The 15,932-nt window shown below is 62.9% G+C and carries 18 protein-coding genes, 3 tRNA genes and 1 pseudogene; 15 read left to right on the forward strand and 7 right to left on the reverse strand.

What is annotated here, in order from left to right; translation table 11 throughout:
• Window positions 1-7 precede the first annotated feature (7 nt).
• From CAL24_RS05255 to CAL24_RS05285, 7 genes are all read left to right on the forward strand, one after another.
• Window positions 8-967 (forward strand): hypothetical protein, encoded by a 960-nt coding sequence (locus tag CAL24_RS05255; protein ID WP_094805920.1) that lies wholly within the window; start codon window positions 8-10, stop codon window positions 965-967.
• Between the two features lie 36 nt (window positions 968-1,003).
• Window positions 1,004-2,032: a hypothetical protein gene (locus CAL24_RS05260; protein WP_094805921.1), complete on the forward strand. Its 1,029-nt coding sequence runs from the start codon at window positions 1,004-1,006 to the stop codon at window positions 2,030-2,032.
• 9 nt (window positions 2,033-2,041) lie between these two features.
• Entirely contained in the window at window positions 2,042-3,037 is a 996-nt protein-coding gene (locus CAL24_RS05265; protein ID WP_141218048.1) for a hypothetical protein, read from the forward strand.
• An 8-nt stretch (window positions 3,038-3,045) separates the two neighbouring features.
• Window positions 3,046-5,670 carry a DUF2169 family type VI secretion system accessory protein gene (locus tag CAL24_RS05270; protein ID WP_094805922.1) on the forward strand — a complete coding sequence of 875 codons (2,625 nt, stop codon included), beginning with the start codon at window positions 3,046-3,048 and terminating at the stop codon, window positions 5,668-5,670.
• Window positions 5,667-6,710 carry a pentapeptide repeat-containing protein gene (locus tag CAL24_RS05275; RefSeq protein ID WP_028356505.1) on the forward strand — a complete coding sequence of 348 codons (1,044 nt, stop codon included), beginning with the start codon at window positions 5,667-5,669 and terminating at the stop codon, window positions 6,708-6,710. The genes CAL24_RS05270 and CAL24_RS05275 overlap by 4 nt, the downstream gene beginning before the upstream one ends.
• Window positions 6,711-6,822: 112 nt before the next feature.
• On the forward strand, window positions 6,823-7,101 hold the full coding sequence (locus tag CAL24_RS05280; protein ID WP_038854087.1) for a hypothetical protein: 279 nt from the start codon (window positions 6,823-6,825) through the stop codon (window positions 7,099-7,101).
• Window positions 7,102-7,105: 4 nt separating this feature from the next.
• On the forward strand, window positions 7,106-7,612 hold the full coding sequence (locus tag CAL24_RS05285) for a hypothetical protein (RefSeq protein WP_094805924.1): 507 nt from the start codon (window positions 7,106-7,108) through the stop codon (window positions 7,610-7,612).
• Window positions 7,613-7,621: 9 nt separating this feature from the next.
• Here the strand turns inward: CAL24_RS05285 and CAL24_RS05290 are convergent, their stop codons facing one another.
• The 4 genes from CAL24_RS05290 to CAL24_RS05305 all read right to left on the reverse strand — a co-directional run bounded on the left by CAL24_RS05290 (window position 7,622) and on the right by CAL24_RS05305 (window position 9,039).
• Window positions 7,622-7,987 (reverse strand): DUF2784 domain-containing protein, encoded by a 366-nt coding sequence (locus CAL24_RS05290; protein ID WP_094805925.1) that lies wholly within the window; start codon window positions 7,985-7,987, stop codon window positions 7,622-7,624.
• Between the two features lie 27 nt (window positions 7,988-8,014).
• Window positions 8,015-8,659 carry a DedA family protein gene (locus CAL24_RS05295; RefSeq protein WP_094805927.1) on the reverse strand — a complete coding sequence of 215 codons (645 nt, stop codon included), beginning with the start codon at window positions 8,657-8,659 and terminating at the stop codon, window positions 8,015-8,017.
• A 193-nt stretch (window positions 8,660-8,852) separates the two neighbouring features.
• Window positions 8,853-8,937: transfer RNA gene (locus tag CAL24_RS05300), tRNA-Leu, on the reverse strand.
• A 12-nt stretch (window positions 8,938-8,949) separates the two neighbouring features.
• A tRNA-Ser gene (locus tag CAL24_RS05305) sits at window positions 8,950-9,039 on the reverse strand.
• Window positions 9,040-9,161: 122 nt separating this feature from the next.
• Between CAL24_RS05305 and CAL24_RS05310 the strand changes: the two genes are divergently transcribed.
• The 8 genes and pseudogenes from CAL24_RS05310 (at window position 9,162) to CAL24_RS05345 (ending at window position 13,398) form a co-directional block, all read left to right on the forward strand.
• Window positions 9,162-10,139 (forward strand): NAD(P)H-quinone oxidoreductase, encoded by a 978-nt coding sequence (locus CAL24_RS05310; RefSeq protein WP_094805929.1) that lies wholly within the window; start codon window positions 9,162-9,164, stop codon window positions 10,137-10,139.
• Between the two features lie 96 nt (window positions 10,140-10,235).
• Complete coding sequence (tpiA, locus tag CAL24_RS05315) at window positions 10,236-10,982, forward strand: triose-phosphate isomerase (RefSeq protein ID WP_028356500.1); 747 nt, start codon at window positions 10,236-10,238, stop codon at window positions 10,980-10,982.
• A 20-nt stretch (window positions 10,983-11,002) separates the two neighbouring features.
• Window positions 11,003-11,428: pseudogene (gene secG / locus CAL24_RS05320) on the forward strand (preprotein translocase subunit SecG); the annotation flags it as partial.
• A gap of 226 nt (window positions 11,429-11,654) precedes the next feature.
• Window positions 11,655-11,739, forward strand: a tRNA-Leu gene (locus tag CAL24_RS05325).
• Between the two features lie 196 nt (window positions 11,740-11,935).
• Window positions 11,936-12,166, forward strand: a complete 231-nt coding sequence (locus CAL24_RS05330) for a hypothetical protein (protein ID WP_028356490.1) — start codon at window positions 11,936-11,938, stop codon at window positions 12,164-12,166.
• Between the two features lie 77 nt (window positions 12,167-12,243).
• Window positions 12,244-12,696, forward strand: a complete 453-nt coding sequence (gene fabZ, locus CAL24_RS05335) for a 3-hydroxyacyl-ACP dehydratase FabZ (RefSeq protein WP_028356489.1) — start codon at window positions 12,244-12,246, stop codon at window positions 12,694-12,696.
• A gap of 50 nt (window positions 12,697-12,746) precedes the next feature.
• Window positions 12,747-12,995 (forward strand): hypothetical protein, encoded by a 249-nt coding sequence (locus CAL24_RS05340; protein WP_028356488.1) that lies wholly within the window; start codon window positions 12,747-12,749, stop codon window positions 12,993-12,995.
• A 199-nt stretch (window positions 12,996-13,194) separates the two neighbouring features.
• On the forward strand, window positions 13,195-13,398 hold the full coding sequence (locus tag CAL24_RS05345; protein ID WP_028356487.1) for a cold-shock protein: 204 nt from the start codon (window positions 13,195-13,197) through the stop codon (window positions 13,396-13,398).
• 61 nt (window positions 13,399-13,459) lie between these two features.
• On the opposite strand, the gene CAL24_RS05350 is transcribed toward CAL24_RS05345, so the two are convergent.
• The 3 genes from CAL24_RS05350 to CAL24_RS05360 all read right to left on the reverse strand — a co-directional run bounded on the left by CAL24_RS05350 (window position 13,460) and on the right by CAL24_RS05360 (window position 15,694).
• Complete coding sequence (locus CAL24_RS05350; protein ID WP_028356486.1) at window positions 13,460-14,083, reverse strand: hypothetical protein; 624 nt, start codon at window positions 14,081-14,083, stop codon at window positions 13,460-13,462.
• An 86-nt stretch (window positions 14,084-14,169) separates the two neighbouring features.
• The gene (locus CAL24_RS05355) at window positions 14,170-14,610 is read right to left on the reverse strand and encodes a hypothetical protein (protein WP_094805932.1); all 441 of its coding nucleotides are present in this window, start codon (window positions 14,608-14,610) and stop codon (window positions 14,170-14,172) included.
• Window positions 14,611-14,680: 70 nt separating this feature from the next.
• Window positions 14,681-15,694: a hypothetical protein gene (locus CAL24_RS05360; protein WP_141218049.1), complete on the reverse strand. Its 1,014-nt coding sequence runs from the start codon at window positions 15,692-15,694 to the stop codon at window positions 14,681-14,683.
• Between the last annotated feature and the right edge of the window lie 238 nt (window positions 15,695-15,932).

The following is a 15,932-nucleotide window of genomic DNA, read 5'->3' on the forward strand; positions in this document are numbered from 1 at the left end:
GATCCCGATGGCGACAGGAAACATTCCGGATATTGACGACGACGTCAAGGCTGCCATCAATCAACTGGGGCAGGATGCCACTCCGCAGCAGATAGCCGACATCGTGGCGGCGCATGCGCGCGACGGCGTGCCGAACGGCTCCCCCGAACTGCGCCAACTGGCAGCGGAACAGGCCCTTGCTGCCTACCAGGATCAAGGCATGGCGCCTGGAAAGGCCGCGACCCTGGGCGCCGTCAAGGCTTATGAGGAAGGACAAAAATCCAAGCCCTCGCTGCAGGAGCAGGCCCAGAATTTTCTTGGCAACGGCACCGAAGTCCCCACGGCCGACGCTGTCCGCGAGCTGCCTGGCGTATCGATGGGTGACCACGATGAGGCCCTGGACGAGGCCACCGATCGCATGGGCGCGGCGGATATTCCCCCCGGCCTGGCGGCGCAAGCGCAATTGGCCATTGCCAACGCGGCCAGCGGGGGCACCATGGTGGCATCGGGGTTGGAGATCCATGGCAAGCTGAAGGTCACTGTGCACGACTACGTGTCATTGGACTATCAAGATTCCCAGATAAAGGCCACGGTCGGGCCCGTCCAGTACAACCACCACGGCAATGTCACCATTCGCGCCAACGCGGCCTACCTGACGGCGGACTCTATAGACATCCAGGCGCACGAGAGCGAAACCAATATCGTCCGTGGCGAGAAAATATCCAATGTGAACTCGTTCTCGCTCGGCTGGGGGCCGTGGTACCAGAGCAATTTCGGGTCCACGACCTCCAAGTTCGCTTTTTCCGTTACCGCGGCAGGGGTGAACATGCATGTCGCGCCAGTGAAGGCGGGCGTGGCGGTGCGGATGGTCACGCGCTACGCCGGGCGGACCGGAATCAAAGGAATCTCGTTCGACGATACGGAAGACCATGTCAGCAAGGCCAATCTCGCCTTGATGGGGGTTTCCGTTCTGATGATGTTCATTTGAACTCTTGTTCCAACTGAATTCGACTCAAGGTGTTCAATGACGGATCCGTACAAGAACATTCCTTACGTGGCTCCCGGCTCCCCTGCAGCCGGCGCGGTAGACGAGGTGAGTGCTTTCTGGGCCGAGAACGGTGGCAATGTCAGCCCCGCGCAAGTCGAGCAGTTCGTCAAGCACACGCTTGAGAGCCACGGGACCGATCCCGTTACCGCGGCCGCATCGGCTCGCACGGCTAGCCTGCTGGCCGAGCAGAATCCTGGCGGTGCCCAGGCCGCGGCCGAAAATGTCGTGGGAGTGACGCTGGCTGATCCCGCGAGAGCGGCAGATAGCGCCCGGGACCAGGTCAATGCCGAATTGGCGCGGACGGGGAAAACAGCCGACCAGCTCAGCCGAGAAGAAAAAATCGCATTGGCCGAAGGGCAGGCCAAGCAATCCCTGGCCACGGCAGGTATTCCGGAAAGCGAATCGTCGGGGCCCGTGAGCGAGGCCGTATCCCGGTTGGTCGACCAGGGCGTGGCGCCCGATCTTGCTGCGGCAGCCGCCGTTTCAATCGTGCTCGGCCAGATGATGCCGAGCGCCGATTCGTTTTCCATCTTCGGTTACCTGACCATGCTGGTGCACGGAGATGCCGAATACAACTTCCTGAATACCGAGTCGCTGAAAATTGCCAATAGTGCCATTCACACCAATATGACTGGCACCACCTACGACATGAGCGGCCACGATATCAGCCTTTATACCCACACTATAAAAACCAAGGCTTCCAAGGAAGAGATGCGCTCTCGAAACTCGCTCGCCCGCGGCGAGTACCACGGTACCTATGAATCCTTCTCTCCCATTTCAATCTCGTTCTATTGGCTGAACATGGCCCGGCGCGGATGGCAGACTCGCGACCTGGGCCTCGCCTCGATGGGCATCTCGGGGTTGCGGGTCTATTTTGCGGGCTACGATTCCGACGTAGTGCTTTCAGCGAAAGCCGATAGCGAGCGGGACTACCGCGCTTCGCTGCTGGACCTGTACATGCTGGGACGCGACAAACGCAAGGCTCGCAAGACCCACATTAAGTAAGGAGTTGTCGTGCCGCCATTTGATGTGCTTCCAGGCTCAAGCGCCGCCGCAGCGGCGGCGGAAGCGGGACGAAAAACCTATGAGCTCACCGGGTTCGGCTCCAGTCTGACGCCAATACTGGAGAAATACGGAGTCGACCCGGTGACTGCCGCGGCGGTCAGCGCCGCTGGCGACCAGTTGGCAATGCGCCAGGACCCCGCCCAATGCCGGATTCCGATGTCGTCCGAGGAAATGTCCGGGCTGGCGGAAAGCCTGGTAGGCTCCGCTGTGGCCGACCCGCGCGTTGCGGGAAACCAGGCTCGTAATGCCGTCCAGAATGCCGATCCGGGCCTGAGCAAGAGCGAACTCGAGGCCCTGGCTGCTACTGAGGCGGGCGATGCGGCCGAGGCTGCGGGGGGCGACCGCGCGTTGGCAGAGGCAAAGGCGCGCGACGCCATGGCTCAGGGCGTGGCGCCGGCCATGGCTGCTTATGCCGCCGCCGCATCCGCCGCGGCTACCGCCGTGTCCGGCAACCCCGACAGTAGCCCGGGGATTGAAATATTCGGTTATCTGAAGGCCCTCGTCCAGGGGTTGGTCACCGAGACTTATTTGGCGAAAGAGACCAAGACCGTACAGAACGCCACCAACTGGACGATAGGCGCCACTTTCGTCCAGACCACCACCGGAACGCTGCGGATCAATTGCAATAAGTACCTGGCCGACGCCGAAACCGACCATGTCGACATCGATCACACCATGTCGCACTACAAGGCTGGCTATGAGGTGGAGGCCCCTAGCCCGGTCTTTCGCACCTCGACGAGCGTCACCGCGGCGACGCAACTGAATGCGGTGTATTGGGCCAGGACGACTTCCGCCGCAGCCTACAAGCGCGTGATGTTCATCCTGGACATTTACGCGGCGGCCCTTGGCACGCAGAACAACTTCTTGCAGAAGAACGTGACGGACAAACTGGTTGCACGTTGTTTGCTGATGCTGATCCAGAAGAATATTACGTTTTTCCACTGAGCTGACCCGTGAAAATCATCAAGCCGTTGAGGCTGCTCGTCATGCCGAGGCCATATCGTTGGCGTGGAGGAATCCATCTCGCCGTTACCATCGGTGCCCTGTGCGAGCATCGTGAAAGCGGGCCGTTGCTCTTGCCGGAGCATGCGCTGATGAATGAAGCGCTGCCGGAGCTCGATGCCGATGAAATGCTTGACTTCGTAATGCCCAAACCTCATCCCGAGTTCCTGGTCAGCGGGCACGCCTGTACAGCCCACCAACGGGATAAAACGAGTTGCATGGTCAGCGTGCGGGTGGCGGACAAGTGCAAAGATGTCCTGGTGCTAGGCGATCGCTATTGGCTGGACAATCGGATTTCCGATCCCCAGCCGTTCGAGTCCATGCCCTTGACATGGAACCGCTCATTTGGCGGTAGCGGCGTGCCGGAAAATCCCCTCGGCGTAGGCCTGGAGGAGGTTGAAGTCAATGGCGTACGCGTGGTGCCGCTGCCCAACCTCGAATCGCCTACCGAGCGTATTCATGCCAAGGGCCAGCGCGTACGCCCCTGCAATATGGGCATGATCAGGGTGGATTGGCCGGAGAGGCTGAAGCAGTTCGGGTCGTGGGATCAGCAATGGCTGGAAGAGGTGGGTACGGGATTTTTCGACGACATGCAGCCGTCGGTTTTCAACGCGGCGGCCGATGATCAGATCTGGCGCGATCGCGATGAGCTGCCGCTGGGCGAGCCGTTCGAGATCTGGAACATGCAGCAAGAGCAGCAATGCTGGTCCGGCGCGCTTCCGCAGCTGCGCGCACGCTGTTTCGTGAGCCGCCGCTATGAGGGCGGACGTCTCGATGAGATGGCGATGCGTTGCACGACGGTCTGGTTCGTGCCGCACCAGAAGCGCTACATATTGCTGTTTCACGGCTCGCTGCCGATACATGAGGACGACGGACATGATGTGCTGGCGATCATGGCTGCCATAGAGCAGGCCGGACAGCCAAGGACACGCGAGCACTACGAGCAGATTTACGCGTTGCGCAACGATCGTCAACAAGCAGTGCTGCACGCATTCAAGGATGATGAGCTCATGCCAGGCGATATGCTGGCGCCGTGGCTCGAACAAACCGACCTGGGCAGCAACGCCATCGTCTCGAAACTGGGGCGCCTGCTTGGCGAAAGCGGGTTTCCTGCCGGAACATTTGTGGGGCCAGTCAAGCCGCTTACTTTGGGCGACCTGCCCGAACTCATCGAGGCTGGCAATAAGCTGCGGGAGGATACGCTCGCCGAACACCAGGCGGCCAGAGCGGCTGCCCTCGATCCGGCATGGGACGATGTAAAAGACGAAAGGCAGGCGGCGTGGCGCAAGCTTGACCAGGATATCTATCGCAATCTCGATTTTTCGCCCGATAGAAAGGAGGATTTCGTGCTGCCGGTAAGCGGCCCTCCCGAACTCGGCGACATGCACGGGCCGCCCAAGTCGCTGGAGCGGCGTCGGGAATATCGCCAGGCGGCGAGGGAAATAGGCAAAACGCCCAATGAGATGGCGGATTTTGTTCGCTCGTCCATGAACAAGCTGTACCTGTACTCCGTCCATTACCAGAATGGCGTGCCACGGGTCGGGGCGCATCGGGCCGTTGCGCTGCGTGAGAGGGTAATGAAAAGGTACCGCCTCGGCCGCGATCTCTCGCGCATGGACCTTACCGGAGCGGATCTGTCCGGCATGGACCTGTCTGGCGCGGATTTCACGGAAACCTGGCTGGAGAATGCGGACTTCAGCGGCAGCAATCTGTCGGGGGCGATGTTCAAGAAGACGGTGCTGGCTCGCGCCACGCTGCGCAATGCCAAGCTGGACGGGGCGACCTTGTCCGGCTGCAATATCAGCGAAGCGATATTCAGCGGCTGCGCGCTGCATGGTGCGCTGTGGAAGAAAGTCATATCCGAAAAAGGCACGCATATCGAAGATTGCACTTTCGAGGACGCACGCCTGGAAAATTTCGACTTCGAACGGGCCTGGTTCACGCGCGTGGAGTTTGCGTCCAGCAAACTGGATTCAGTCGATTTCCGCGAGTGCCAATTTAACGAGTGCGCCATCACCGCTTCAATCCTGGACAAGACTGATTTCGACAAGTGCAAGATTGCGGGCATGAGAGTGCGTTCCTGCGCGTGGACGGGCGCTATGCTCGACGAAACACTGATCGGCAATCTGGATATGGAGGGCTGCCAAGTGCAGAAAACGACCTTCACGTCCTCGGTAACGTTGCACCAGAGCCGCATGGTGGACTGCATGTTCCAGCAAACTATGTTCCGGAGCGTGTGCTTTTCGGACGCGGACCTGTCTCGCTGCGTGTTCGAGCGCTGCGATCTGTCGGAAGCGAATTTCCACGGCTGCACGTTGCGGCAGATTCGTACGCCGCAGGCCATGTTCGTAAGAGCGAATTTCGATCTGGCGGACCTGTCTGGCGGAAACTTCATGTATGGCGTATTTCAGAAGGCCAGCTTTATCGGCGCGAAGCTGGCCGGCTGCAATTTCTTTCGAGCCGATATGAGCGAGACCCTGCTGGATGCGTCGACCGATGTCGCTGGAGCATACGTCCATCGCACGCGGCTGGTTCCCCGGCGTTCACCCGCCCGGTTGGTGGATGGTTCACTATGAGCAAGCAGGCAATACTGGAGAAAGCCCATACGCTGGAGCTCATCCAGGATATGAGTGTGGCGGGCGATGTTTTCGACGAAGATATGTTGGAGGGAATGACATTCCAGAATGTCGACTTTTCGCGAGCGCTCCTGAAGCAGGCCTCTTTCAAGGACTGCATTTTTTCCAAATGCCGGTTTGTCGGCCTGGTGGCTGAAGGTGCAAACTTCTCGGGTACGCGATTCATCGATTGTGATCTTGCCGACGCATCATTCGACAGATGCAATTTCCATCAGGCGGGTATTCTCACGACCGATTTGTCCCGGGTAGTATTCCGGGACTGCGAATGCGAAAAGCTGGATATTACGGACAGCAAGGCGGTGCAAGCTTGCTTCCGCGGACAGCGGTTGTACGATGTCAATTTCCTGGACGTTGTGCTGGACGGGGCGGATTTCAGCGGCGCGGACTTATCCAAGGCGCTGCTTTATGAACTCGACCTGCGCACAGTAGTATTGCAGGACGCCGTGCTGCAGGATGTGGCGTTTTCGGGATGCGATGTCTCCGGCCAGGATTTTGCCGGCCAGAATCTCGCGGGCGCCCAGTTCAATGAGGCTCGGCTTCATGAGGTGAACTTCTCGCGTTGCGCCCTGGCAATGAGCAATTTCAGCGACAGCAAAGTCGAGCGCAGCGCGTTCCTGGAAGCGGATGTGCGGGAGTCGTTGTTTGTCAATGCCGATATCCAGCAATCCAGTTTCGCTGGTGCCTGCCTCGACAGGACTCTATGGAATGGCGCGGTGGTGGTGGGCAGCGATTTTGGTTCCGCCAGCATGAACATGGCGGGGTTCCAGCAGGCCAATGTGGAAGGCTCCCGCTTCGTGGGCGCCGATTTGCAGTATGCAGATTTTTCTTATGCGCGGCTGGAGCACTGCTCTTTTGCAGACGCGTCCATGAACGAGACCAAATTTCACCGGGCCTTGTGCGACGCTGATTTGAAGCGCCGGGCCGGCGCAGTGGAGCGGGATGCCGAGTTGTTCGAGGCAGAGTTGTGGAGCGCGCGTTGAGCGCTGACTATAGGAGCTAGATATGCCATTCTGGGGATGCATGGGGACCGGTAAAAGCACCGGTATCGGCCCGTACATGACTGGAGTCTCGAAAAACGAGATGCTCAGTTGCATGAAGTTGCCGACCACCAATGTCTTTATCAAGAACAAGCCGGCGCACAATCTCTATTCGGTGGCGCCGCTTACGATCGACATGCCGTCATCCATATTGGGCGCGGCCAGCGGTACTCTGTTCATGCTTGGCATGACGATCGCGCTGTTTGCCACCACGGTCATCGCGTCGGGCGGGCCGATCATACGCTGGCTCTGCCTGGCCATCCAGAACCTCTGGAACACCATCGCCGCTTATCTGAAGCGCGACCAAGGTCTGGTTCTGGTCTTGAGCGCCTGATTCGATGCGCTACGCCGGTGTATGGCGCGTCATTGTGTGCATCGCCGCGATCGGCCTGGTCGCGGCTGGCACAGTTGTGCTGATTGGCAGCGAAAGTGCCCGGATGCAGAACCCGTTCCAGGCTACCGGCGCCGATGGTATCGAGAACGCGCTGCGCTGCTATCTGATGGCTGGCGGGATGGTCCTGCTGTACCGGGGCATATCGATGTTCGAGGCACAGCACCTGCGCACCAAGGGCCTGCCGGGCACCGGCGAGATTGTCTCGGTCTTGCGGGTAGGCAGGCCGGAGAACAAGTCCGACCGGCATTGGTATCAACTGGTCGTGCGGGTCGAGCCCGAAGATGCCTCCCACGCCGGCTTTACCGCCAAGGTCATTCAACTGGTCAAGGACGGCGGCGAGCGCCGGCTGGTCGCCGGCACGCGGGTGCCGCTTAAATACCTGCCGGGCTCGAAGGCCGTGCTTTTGATGACGGATGGCGCGCTGGCCTCCATCAGGCATTCGCTGAGGTAGCGTCCCGCCTTACTTGCGTGGCCGGCGCGCGTACGCCAGCGCATAAACCACTGCACTGCCAATGACCAAGGCTCCCGCCAGCATCACCTGCATCCCCCGCGTCAGCCCCTCCGGGTAAATCAGCCCGAACACATAATGGTCGATAAACCCGCCCGGGTAGCCTTCCTGCCCGGCCATCTGCCGCAAATCATTTTCCAGCGGCGTCAGCGGACAGATCCAGCCCAGGCCCATCACCGTGGCGCCCCAGGCCAGGGCCGCCAGGTGCCACGGCATCAGCCAACGCTTCCACAGGACCAACAGGCCGCCCAGCGCCACGAACAGCACAAAGGCGGCATGCACCAGCAAGACGAAGTCGGCGAGGGCGCGGTAAAGCATTGCTGGCCCTTGCCGCGGCTTGCCGCGTCAGCGGCGGCGCTGGGGCCGGCCGGCTTCCGGCTGGCGCCGCTTGCGCATCAATGCCACCAGCAGCCAGCAGCCGATCAGCACCGAGGCGGCCGTGCCGGCCACCAGGCCGATGTGCTGGCTACCCTGCATGGCGCCCAGGCCGCGCGCGGTCAGGTAGCCGGGCAGCAGCATGAGCGGCATCCAGGCCACCGCCGACAGCACATTGGCGAGCTGGAAGCGGGCGTGGTTCATGCCCATGATGCCGGCCACGGTGGGAATGGTGGACCGGATCGGCCCCAGGAACCGGCCGATCAGTACCGAGGCGAAGCCATAGCGGTAGAAAAACAGCCGCGCCCGCGCCACGGCGGTGCGCTGGGTGTTGAACGGCCAGCGGCGCATCAGGCCGGGACCCAGCCAGCGGCCCAGGCCGTACGAGATCGCGTCGCCCACGATGGCGCCGGCGATGCCCCAGGCCAGCACATTCCAGGGCGACAGCGTGCCCGCACCGATCAGGCCGCCGGTCAGCAGCATCAGCGCGGTGGCGGGGATGAACAGGCCGACCAGGATCAGCGATTCTCCCAGCGTCAGCAGGAAGGTGATCGGCCCGGCCCAGTCCTGGTTGGCCTGGATGAACTGGCCGATCTTGTCGATATAAGCGTCCATGCGAAAAATAGGGACTTGAATGCTGGACATGTTACCGCAGGGCGTATGTCGGGAATCCTGCCGAAGGCACCGGCGCCGCTGAAAAGTAACGGGATTTATACGCGCCAGCGGGGCGAGGCGGGGGCCCTGGCCGCACGGGCGGCGTCGGCGCCCGATATTGTAAATATTGGCAATTGCGCGCCTGCGCGCCGAATGGTGCACCCACCCGGAATCGAACCGGGACGCCTTGCGGCGAGAGATTTTAAGTCTCTTGCGTCTACCAATTTCGCCATGGGTGCGCGCGGCGGCAATGGCGGAAGCGGTGGGATTCGAACCCACGAAGGGCGCAAACCCTTGCCGGTTTTCAAGACCGGTGCCTTCAACCACTCGGCCACGCTTCCGTTCGCGCCCCGGTATGGTACCGCGGCGGGAAAGTCCGGGCCGTGGACGCAAGCGCCGCATGGCCGGTTTGGATCTTCCGTAAAGGGCAGCATAATAATCCATTTGATTGAGGAGGCGCGCGATGCGAGCAATAGAGATTTCCCAACCCGGCGGTCCGGACGTGCTGGTGCCGACCGAGCGCTCCATGCCTGAACCAGGCGCCGGCGAAGTGCTGATCAAGGTCGCCGCGGCCGGCATCAACCGTCCGGACGTATTCCAGCGCAAGGGCAACTACGCGCCGCCGCCGGGCGCCTCCGACCTGCCGGGCCTGGAAGTGGCCGGCGAGATCGTCGGCGGCGATGCCGCGGCGGGCGGTTTCGCGGTGGGCGACAAGGTGTGCGCGCTGGTGGCGGGCGGCGGCTATGCCGAATATTGCGTCGCGCCGGCCGCGCAGTGCCTGCCCATTCCCAAAGGCCTGTCCGACATCGAGGCCGCCGGCTTGCCCGAAACCTACTTCACCGTCTGGAGCAATGTGTTCGACCGCGGCGCCTTGCAGGCCGGCGAGGCCCTGCTGGTGCATGGCGGGGCCAGCGGCATCGGCACCACGGCCATCCAGCTGGCGCGCGCCATGGGCAACCCGGTGTACGCCACGGTGGGCAGCGACGAGCGCGTGCGCGCGGTCGAGCAGCTCGGCGCCGCCAAGGGCATCAACTACAAGACGCAGGATTTCGTCAAAGAGGTCCTCGACGCCACCGGCGGCGCCGGCGTCAATGTGATCCTGGACATGGTGGCTGGCGACTACATCAACCGCAACATGAAATGCCTGGCCGATGACGGCCGCATCGTGGTCATCGCCCTGCTAGGCGGGGCGCGCGCCGAAGTCGACTGCAACCAGATCCTGCGCCGCCGCCTGACGCTCACCGGCTCGACCCTGCGGCCCCGCCCGGTGGCCTTCAAGGGCGCCATCGCCCAGGCGCTGCGCCAGCGCGTCTGGCCGCTGCTGGAGCAGGGCGCCATCAAGCCCATCGTGCACGCCACCTTCCCGCTCGAGCAGGCGGCGGCGGCGCACGCCATGATGGAGGCCGGCGAGAACATCGGCAAGATCATCCTGACCGTGTAACGCCTGCCCGGGCCACGGCGTATTTTGCGGTAAACAGGATACAATCTTGGGTTTGACCCGGATTTCGTCCGGGCCCACCCCATACCGTTTTGCGCCATGACCTCTCATGAGAACCGCGCCCGGCTCGTCCTGGGCAACTGGAAGATGCACGGCAGCCTGGCCGAGAACACCGCGCTCCTCGAGGCGCTGCGGGCGGCCGACCCGGCCTCCCACTGCGAAATCGGGGTGTGCGTGCCGTTCCCGTACCTGGCCCAGGCCGCGTCCGTCCTGGAGGGCAGCGCCGTGTCCTGGGGCGCGCAGGACGTCAGCGCGCACGCCAAGGGCGCCTATACGGGCGAAGTGTCGGGCGCCATGCTGAAGGAATTCGGCTGCCGCTGGGCGCTGGCCGGCCACTCCGAGCGCCGCACCCTGCACGGTGAAGCCGACCAGGCCGTGGCCGACAAGGCGCGCGCCGCGCTCGACGCCGGCCTGACCCCGGTAGTGTGCGTGGGCGAGTCGCTGGCCGATCGCGAGGGCGGCAACACCCTCGGCGTGATCGAGCGCCAGCTCGAGCCGGTCCTGGCCCTGGGCGCCGACGCGCTGTCGCGCATGGTGCTGGCATACGAACCCGTGTGGGCCATCGGCACCGGCCGCACCGCCACCCCCGAGCAGGCCCAGGAAGTCCACGGCGCCATCCGCGTGGCGCTGCGTGGCCTGGGCGCCGGGCAGGTGCGCGTCCTCTACGGCGGCAGCGTCAAGGCGGCCAATGCCGCCAGCCTGTTCGCCATGCCCGATATCGATGGTGCCCTGGTGGGCGGCGCGTCGCTCGTGGCCGAAGAATTCCTGCGCATCGCCGCAGCCTAAGTTTCCGTCCGGAGTCTTCAATGTCTTTGACACTCACCATTTTGCTGGTCGTCCAGGTCCTGTCGGCCCTGGCGATCATCGTCCTGGTCCTGCTGCAGCAGGGCAAGGGCGCCGATATGGGCTCGGCATTCGGCAGCGGTTCTGCCGGCAGCCTGTTCGGCGCCTCCGGGGCGGCCAACTTCCTGTCGCGTTCCACCAAGTGGGCCGCCGTGATCTTCTTCGTCAGCACCCTGGGCCTGGCCTACCTGAGCCACGGTGGCTCGTCCTCGGGCGGCGCCATGGAATCCGGCGTCATGCAGGATTTCCCGGCCGATCGCTCCGTGCCGCAGGTGCCCGGCGCCGCCGGCAACGGCAACAGTTCCGTGCCGCAAACGGCCCCGGCCCAGCCGGACGCCTCGGTGCCGCAGGCTCCGGCCCCGGCCGCGCCGCAATCGGAATCCAAGCCGGCCGACGTGCCCGCCGCCCCCGCGCCGGCCGACAAGCCGGCCGAGCAGCCGTCCGCCGAAAAACCCGTTGAACAGCCGGTCCAGCCGGCCGCGCCCGCCCAGCCCGAAAACACCCCTAAGCCGGCCCAGTAGCAGCGCCTGGTCGGCGTTCGGCGTTGGCCGGGCGCCGATTTCCATGCTAGAATGCCCGACTTTCCAGCGGCAATAGCCGTACACGGGAAGCCAAGCCGACGTGGTGGAATTGGTAGACACGCTATCTTGAGGGGGTAGTGGCGAAAGCTGTGCGAGTTCGAGTCTCGCCGTCGGCACCAAGAATTCCCTCCCTGCAAACGCCGGGAAGCCCGCAAGACCCGCAACTCGCAAGAGTGCGGGTTTTTTGTTGCCCGGGCATCGCGCGATTCGCGCCTCGCGCCAGTTCCTTCCAGCTTTTCCTCGCCTTTTCGCGCCGGCATTGCCCTGCAGGGGCGCTTGCCGTCACAATGGCGGCAGCAATCAGGAAAGGGAAATATGTCGATTCAAACGTTGGGCCGCTGCGCGGCGGTGGTGTTTCTGGCCGGGCTGGTTTCCGGATGTTCCTCGACCGGCTCCGGAACGGTAAGTCGATTGTTCAACGAGTGCACCTGGAATCGCAGCGAATGCCTCTATGAAGGGTCGTACGAGCCCGACGAGGAAGCGTATGCGGAAGAAGAGGCGAAGCGCCTGAACCAGGAGCAGTCCGGGCGGTTGCGCTTCTGGTAGCGCTGGCCGGCCGGCCCTCGCCGAGGGCCGGCCGGCCTGTCACGGGTTCCAGTGAAACCAGCCAGCAGAGGCAACTTATGGACCTGGACGTCAAGTCGATCATGGAGCGTTTGCCGCATCGCTACCCGATGCTCCTGATAGACCATGTGGCCGATATGGTGCCGCAGCAGAAGATCACGGCGATCAAGAACGTTTCCGCCAGCGACCCTTTCCTGGCGGTGGGCCAGACCATGCCCGCGGCGCTCATCGTCGAGGCGATGGCGCAGTCGGCGGCGCTGTTCTCCTTTGCCGACGAAGGCAGCCAGCGCCGGCCGGACCAGGGCCAGGCTGTCTATTATTTCCTGGGGATCGACGGCGCGGCGTTCCTGAAGCCGGTTGTCGTGGGCGACCAATTGCGCCTGGAAGTGCGGGCGGTGCGGCTCAGTCGCGCCATTTGCAAGTACCGCGGCCAGGCCTTCGTGCAGGATGACCTGGTGGCCGAGGCGACCATCCTGTGCGCGATACGCAGCTCGCCCGAATCACCCGCATAGCGGCGTGGTACTGTAGAAGGCCTACATCCACCTATCTGAGGCGTCGAATCATGGGCAAATCAAAGATCGACGCCCAGAGCGTCGTCAACGTGCAGGTTGGTGCGCTTACCGGCCCGAGCGATGCGCTGATGCTGCGCATTTCATATGCCAGCCGCGAAATGGCCGCCGGGCAGGAAGGCGCCGCGACGTCGCAGGTAAAGGTATACGCGCTGACCAACGACCAGGCGGAAGACCTCGCGACCCAGCTCAACAGCGCGTTGCGCTGGATCGAGGGCAAGCCTCGCGACCGGTTTCACTGAGCGGGCCGCCGCCGCGGCCGGCGACTCATTTGAAACTTGGGTTGACTTCCGGGCGGGGTACGTCCATAGTGGGCGTGATCTTCAAGTGTCGTGATCGTTGTGCGGTCATGCACGATTAACGTGCCATCATTGTCCTCAGTCCTTCCTTGATCGTCTGTTCGAGCAATCGTTCGAACGTTATTTTTATTAGGGAAGTACTATGGAAACCGGCATCGTCAAATGGTTCAACGCTGAAAAGGGCTTTGGCTTCATCATGCCCGAGAACGGCGGCAAGGATCTCTTCGCGCACTTTTCGGAAATCGAAAGCGAAGGCTTCAAGTCGCTGGAAGAGAACCAGCGCGTGAGCTACGTGTCCTCGCAAGGGGCCAAGGGCCCGCAGGCCACCAAGATCCGCGTGCTCTGACGCACCAGCGTTGAAAAAAAGCCCTCTGTATAGAGGGCTTTTTTGTTGGGGCAACGGCGTGCTAGTGCTTCTTGCCCAGCATGCTGTCGCGCGCCTGTTCGGCCCGCGACGCGCCGATCGCGGTTTCCACCTTCTTCACTTCCTCGGGCGGCGGCAGCACGGCTGGCATGCCCAGCGCTTCTATCCAGAGTTCGCGGGTCCAGCCTTTGGTGTGGTAGAGGTGGTGGTCCTCGTCCTTCTCGACGGCGTCGAATGCCTGCTTGAGCACCTTCGCGGTCGTGCCGTTCATTTTCTCGGCCAGCAGCCCGATCAGTTCCCAATTCAGGTGGTCCTTGGTTTCGGCCAGCACCACGCATTCCGCGGCGACGATCTGCGCGGCGGCCGGGTCGCCTTGCGTCTTCGCCAGCTCGATGGCCTTGACCAGCGATTTGCCGTGGTGCGCGACGACGGCGCGCGATGGCACGTCGGCGTCGGGGTCCAGCCCCAATTGTTCAAAGACGGTCAACAGGACCTGGCGGTGCGTGGTGGTTTCCTCCAGGTAGCCTTGCCACTCTTCCTTCAGGTCGTCGTTGATCGCGCAGCCGATCGCGGCCTGGTATACCTGCACGCCGCCCATTTCTGTTTCCAGGGCCTGGTAGAGCAGGTCTTCGACTTGGTTGGGTTTGATGCTTGCTGTCTTGGCCATTGTGATCTCCGGATGTGGGAATATCCCTCGTGAGCCCGTGAGGGAATTCCAGTCATCCGCAAATAGCGTGCCTGGCCCGCGCGGAGTCAGCCCTTGCTCGAGGCGTCCAGCCGCTTGACCTGTTCAGCGTGCTCTTTGCGGTCTTGCTCGAGCACGCGCAGTTTGTCGGCGAAGGCCGACAGTTCGTTGATCCAGCTCACCAGCATGCAGGCGTTGCAGATGGCCAGCGACACCAGGAAACCGGCCACGAACGGCACCCATGGCCCGCCGCCGGAGCCGTCCGCCAGGATGCCCAGCGCGTACAGCAGGACGCCCACGGCGGCATTGAAGGCAAAAGCCCGCCAGAACCGGGCGCGCATCTCGGTGCGCTTGATGGCATAGCGGTCGAGTTCGCGTGCGCGCAGCACGCCCGCGCCGGTGATGTTGTGGAACTGGCGAAAGAACCAGCCCAGCAGCCCCGTGACCAGTACGTTGATGCCCGACAGGCTCTTGATGGTGCTGGAAGCGCCGACGACGGGCAACAGCATGGCTGCCCCGCCATATGCCAGGGTAATGATTGCTATCACAGACCATCTGGCGAGTCGGGTCATGGAGTAATCAGGCTGAAATCACCTTGTTGCGGATGAGTTCACCGAGCCAGGTCGTCATGTCGGCATAGAAGGCGTCGATGTTCGGCACGCCGTCCACCGACCTGAGCGGTATCGTACTACTGATCTTCAAGTCGTTGCCCGAGACGGTGGTGCCGTCGGCGAGCTGCAGCGCCACGGTGTTCTCTTCCTGGTCGCGCAGCGCGATGCCCAGGTTGTCCATCAGCCGGACCGTGTCGCCCGGCTGGGCGCGGCTGCGTTTCGGGTAGCGGATCTCCAGCCATACTTCCAGGTTGCCGTCGAAGACCGCGTCTTCGATATCCAGCTTGGCGTAGCTGTCGTCGCCCATGAAGCCCTTGATCAGGGACAGCACGGTCGGGTCGGGCGCCAGCTTGGCGACGTTGCGCGCCTGCCCGGCGGCAAGCTGGACGGTCGAGCCGTCCGGCGCCGTGTGGGGCGCCTGGTTCATGAAAGGGCGGCCGATCGACACGGCTTTTACATGGGACTTGCGGATCCGTTCCTTGGTGGCTTTTTTCGGTTCGTCGACCAGGGCGATGCCGGCGTCCGGCCCGATGGCCCAGCACTGGTCGCGCAGCAGCCATGCCAGGTGCTGTTCCAGCCCGCTGGCGCGCAGGCTGGCCGATTGCACCAGGGCGACATGGTTGTCGATCAGGGCGAAGAACAGCACGCCGGGCACGAATTGCTGCTGCGTGCCGTTCATCTTGGGCGGCTGCAGCGCCGCCATGACCAGCGACGCGGCGTCCGGGTTGTCCTCGACCACCAGTTGGTGGCTGCCGCGCTCGAATGTCAGCAGCGTGCCGCACAAGGCAGCCCCCATCTGCCGCGGCTGGTTGATCACGCGGCAGGCGTCGGCGGCCGCGTCGATGGTTTCGAGCCGGTCCTTGATGCGTTTCCGGTCGCCGAGCGCCGCGGCCAGCAACTGTTGCAGAGTCTGGGTATTGGCCGGCTGCAACTGGCTGCGCCGGTAATAGACCTTTCTGGTGCTCGTCTTGCTCGTCGCCACTTCACCCTCCCTTGGATTGGTCCAGCGGCCACCGATCGGCCCGCGGCCTGGCGGGCGATGCGCACGGATTCCATCCGTCCTGGTGACTAGAACATAACAAGTCCGGGCGGAAGTATTGATAAATATGTAGGCGCCGGGCGGCCGAATACTGTAATTATATCCAGTATATCGGCCTGCCGCCGCGCTGCCCGGCGGTGCGCTTTGACCAATTTTCCTGGTCCGCTTTCAGCGCGTTTCA

The organism is Bordetella genomosp. 2, assembly GCF_002261345.1.
GTDB lineage: Bacteria > Pseudomonadota > Gammaproteobacteria > Burkholderiales > Burkholderiaceae_B > Bordetella_A.

Excerpts from the sequence above, each read along its gene's own strand:
- CAL24_RS05260 (WP_094805921.1), top strand. The coding sequence starts at position 1,004 with ATGACGGATCCGTACAAGAACATTCCTTACGTGGCTCCCGGCTCCCCT.
- CAL24_RS05340 (WP_028356488.1), top strand. The coding sequence starts at position 12,747 with ATGGGCAAATCAAAGATCGACGCCCAGAGCGTCGTCAACGTGCAGGTT.
- CAL24_RS05290 (WP_094805925.1), bottom strand. The coding sequence starts at position 7,987 with ATGCTTTACCGCGCCCTCGCCGACTTCGTCTTGCTGGTGCATGCCGCC.
- CAL24_RS05355 (WP_094805932.1), bottom strand. The coding sequence starts at position 14,610 with ATGCTGTTGCCCGTCGTCGGCGCTTCCAGCACCATCAAGAGCCTGTCG.
- CAL24_RS05350 (WP_028356486.1), bottom strand. The coding sequence starts at position 14,083 with ATGGCCAAGACAGCAAGCATCAAACCCAACCAAGTCGAAGACCTGCTC.
- CAL24_RS05295 (WP_094805927.1), bottom strand. The coding sequence starts at position 8,659 with ATGGACGCTTATATCGACAAGATCGGCCAGTTCATCCAGGCCAACCAG.
- CAL24_RS05255 (WP_094805920.1), top strand. The coding sequence starts at position 8 with ATGGCGACAGGAAACATTCCGGATATTGACGACGACGTCAAGGCTGCC.
- CAL24_RS05280 (WP_038854087.1), top strand. The coding sequence starts at position 6,823 with ATGAAGTTGCCGACCACCAATGTCTTTATCAAGAACAAGCCGGCGCAC.
- CAL24_RS05345 (WP_028356487.1), top strand. The coding sequence starts at position 13,195 with ATGGAAACCGGCATCGTCAAATGGTTCAACGCTGAAAAGGGCTTTGGC.
- CAL24_RS05330 (WP_028356490.1), top strand. The coding sequence starts at position 11,936 with ATGTCGATTCAAACGTTGGGCCGCTGCGCGGCGGTGGTGTTTCTGGCC.
- fabZ (WP_028356489.1), top strand. The coding sequence starts at position 12,244 with ATGGACCTGGACGTCAAGTCGATCATGGAGCGTTTGCCGCATCGCTAC.
- CAL24_RS05310 (WP_094805929.1), top strand. The coding sequence starts at position 9,162 with ATGCGAGCAATAGAGATTTCCCAACCCGGCGGTCCGGACGTGCTGGTG.
- CAL24_RS05285 (WP_094805924.1), top strand. The coding sequence starts at position 7,106 with ATGCGCTACGCCGGTGTATGGCGCGTCATTGTGTGCATCGCCGCGATC.
- tpiA (WP_028356500.1), top strand. The coding sequence starts at position 10,236 with ATGACCTCTCATGAGAACCGCGCCCGGCTCGTCCTGGGCAACTGGAAG.
- CAL24_RS05275 (WP_028356505.1), top strand. The coding sequence starts at position 5,667 with ATGAGCAAGCAGGCAATACTGGAGAAAGCCCATACGCTGGAGCTCATC.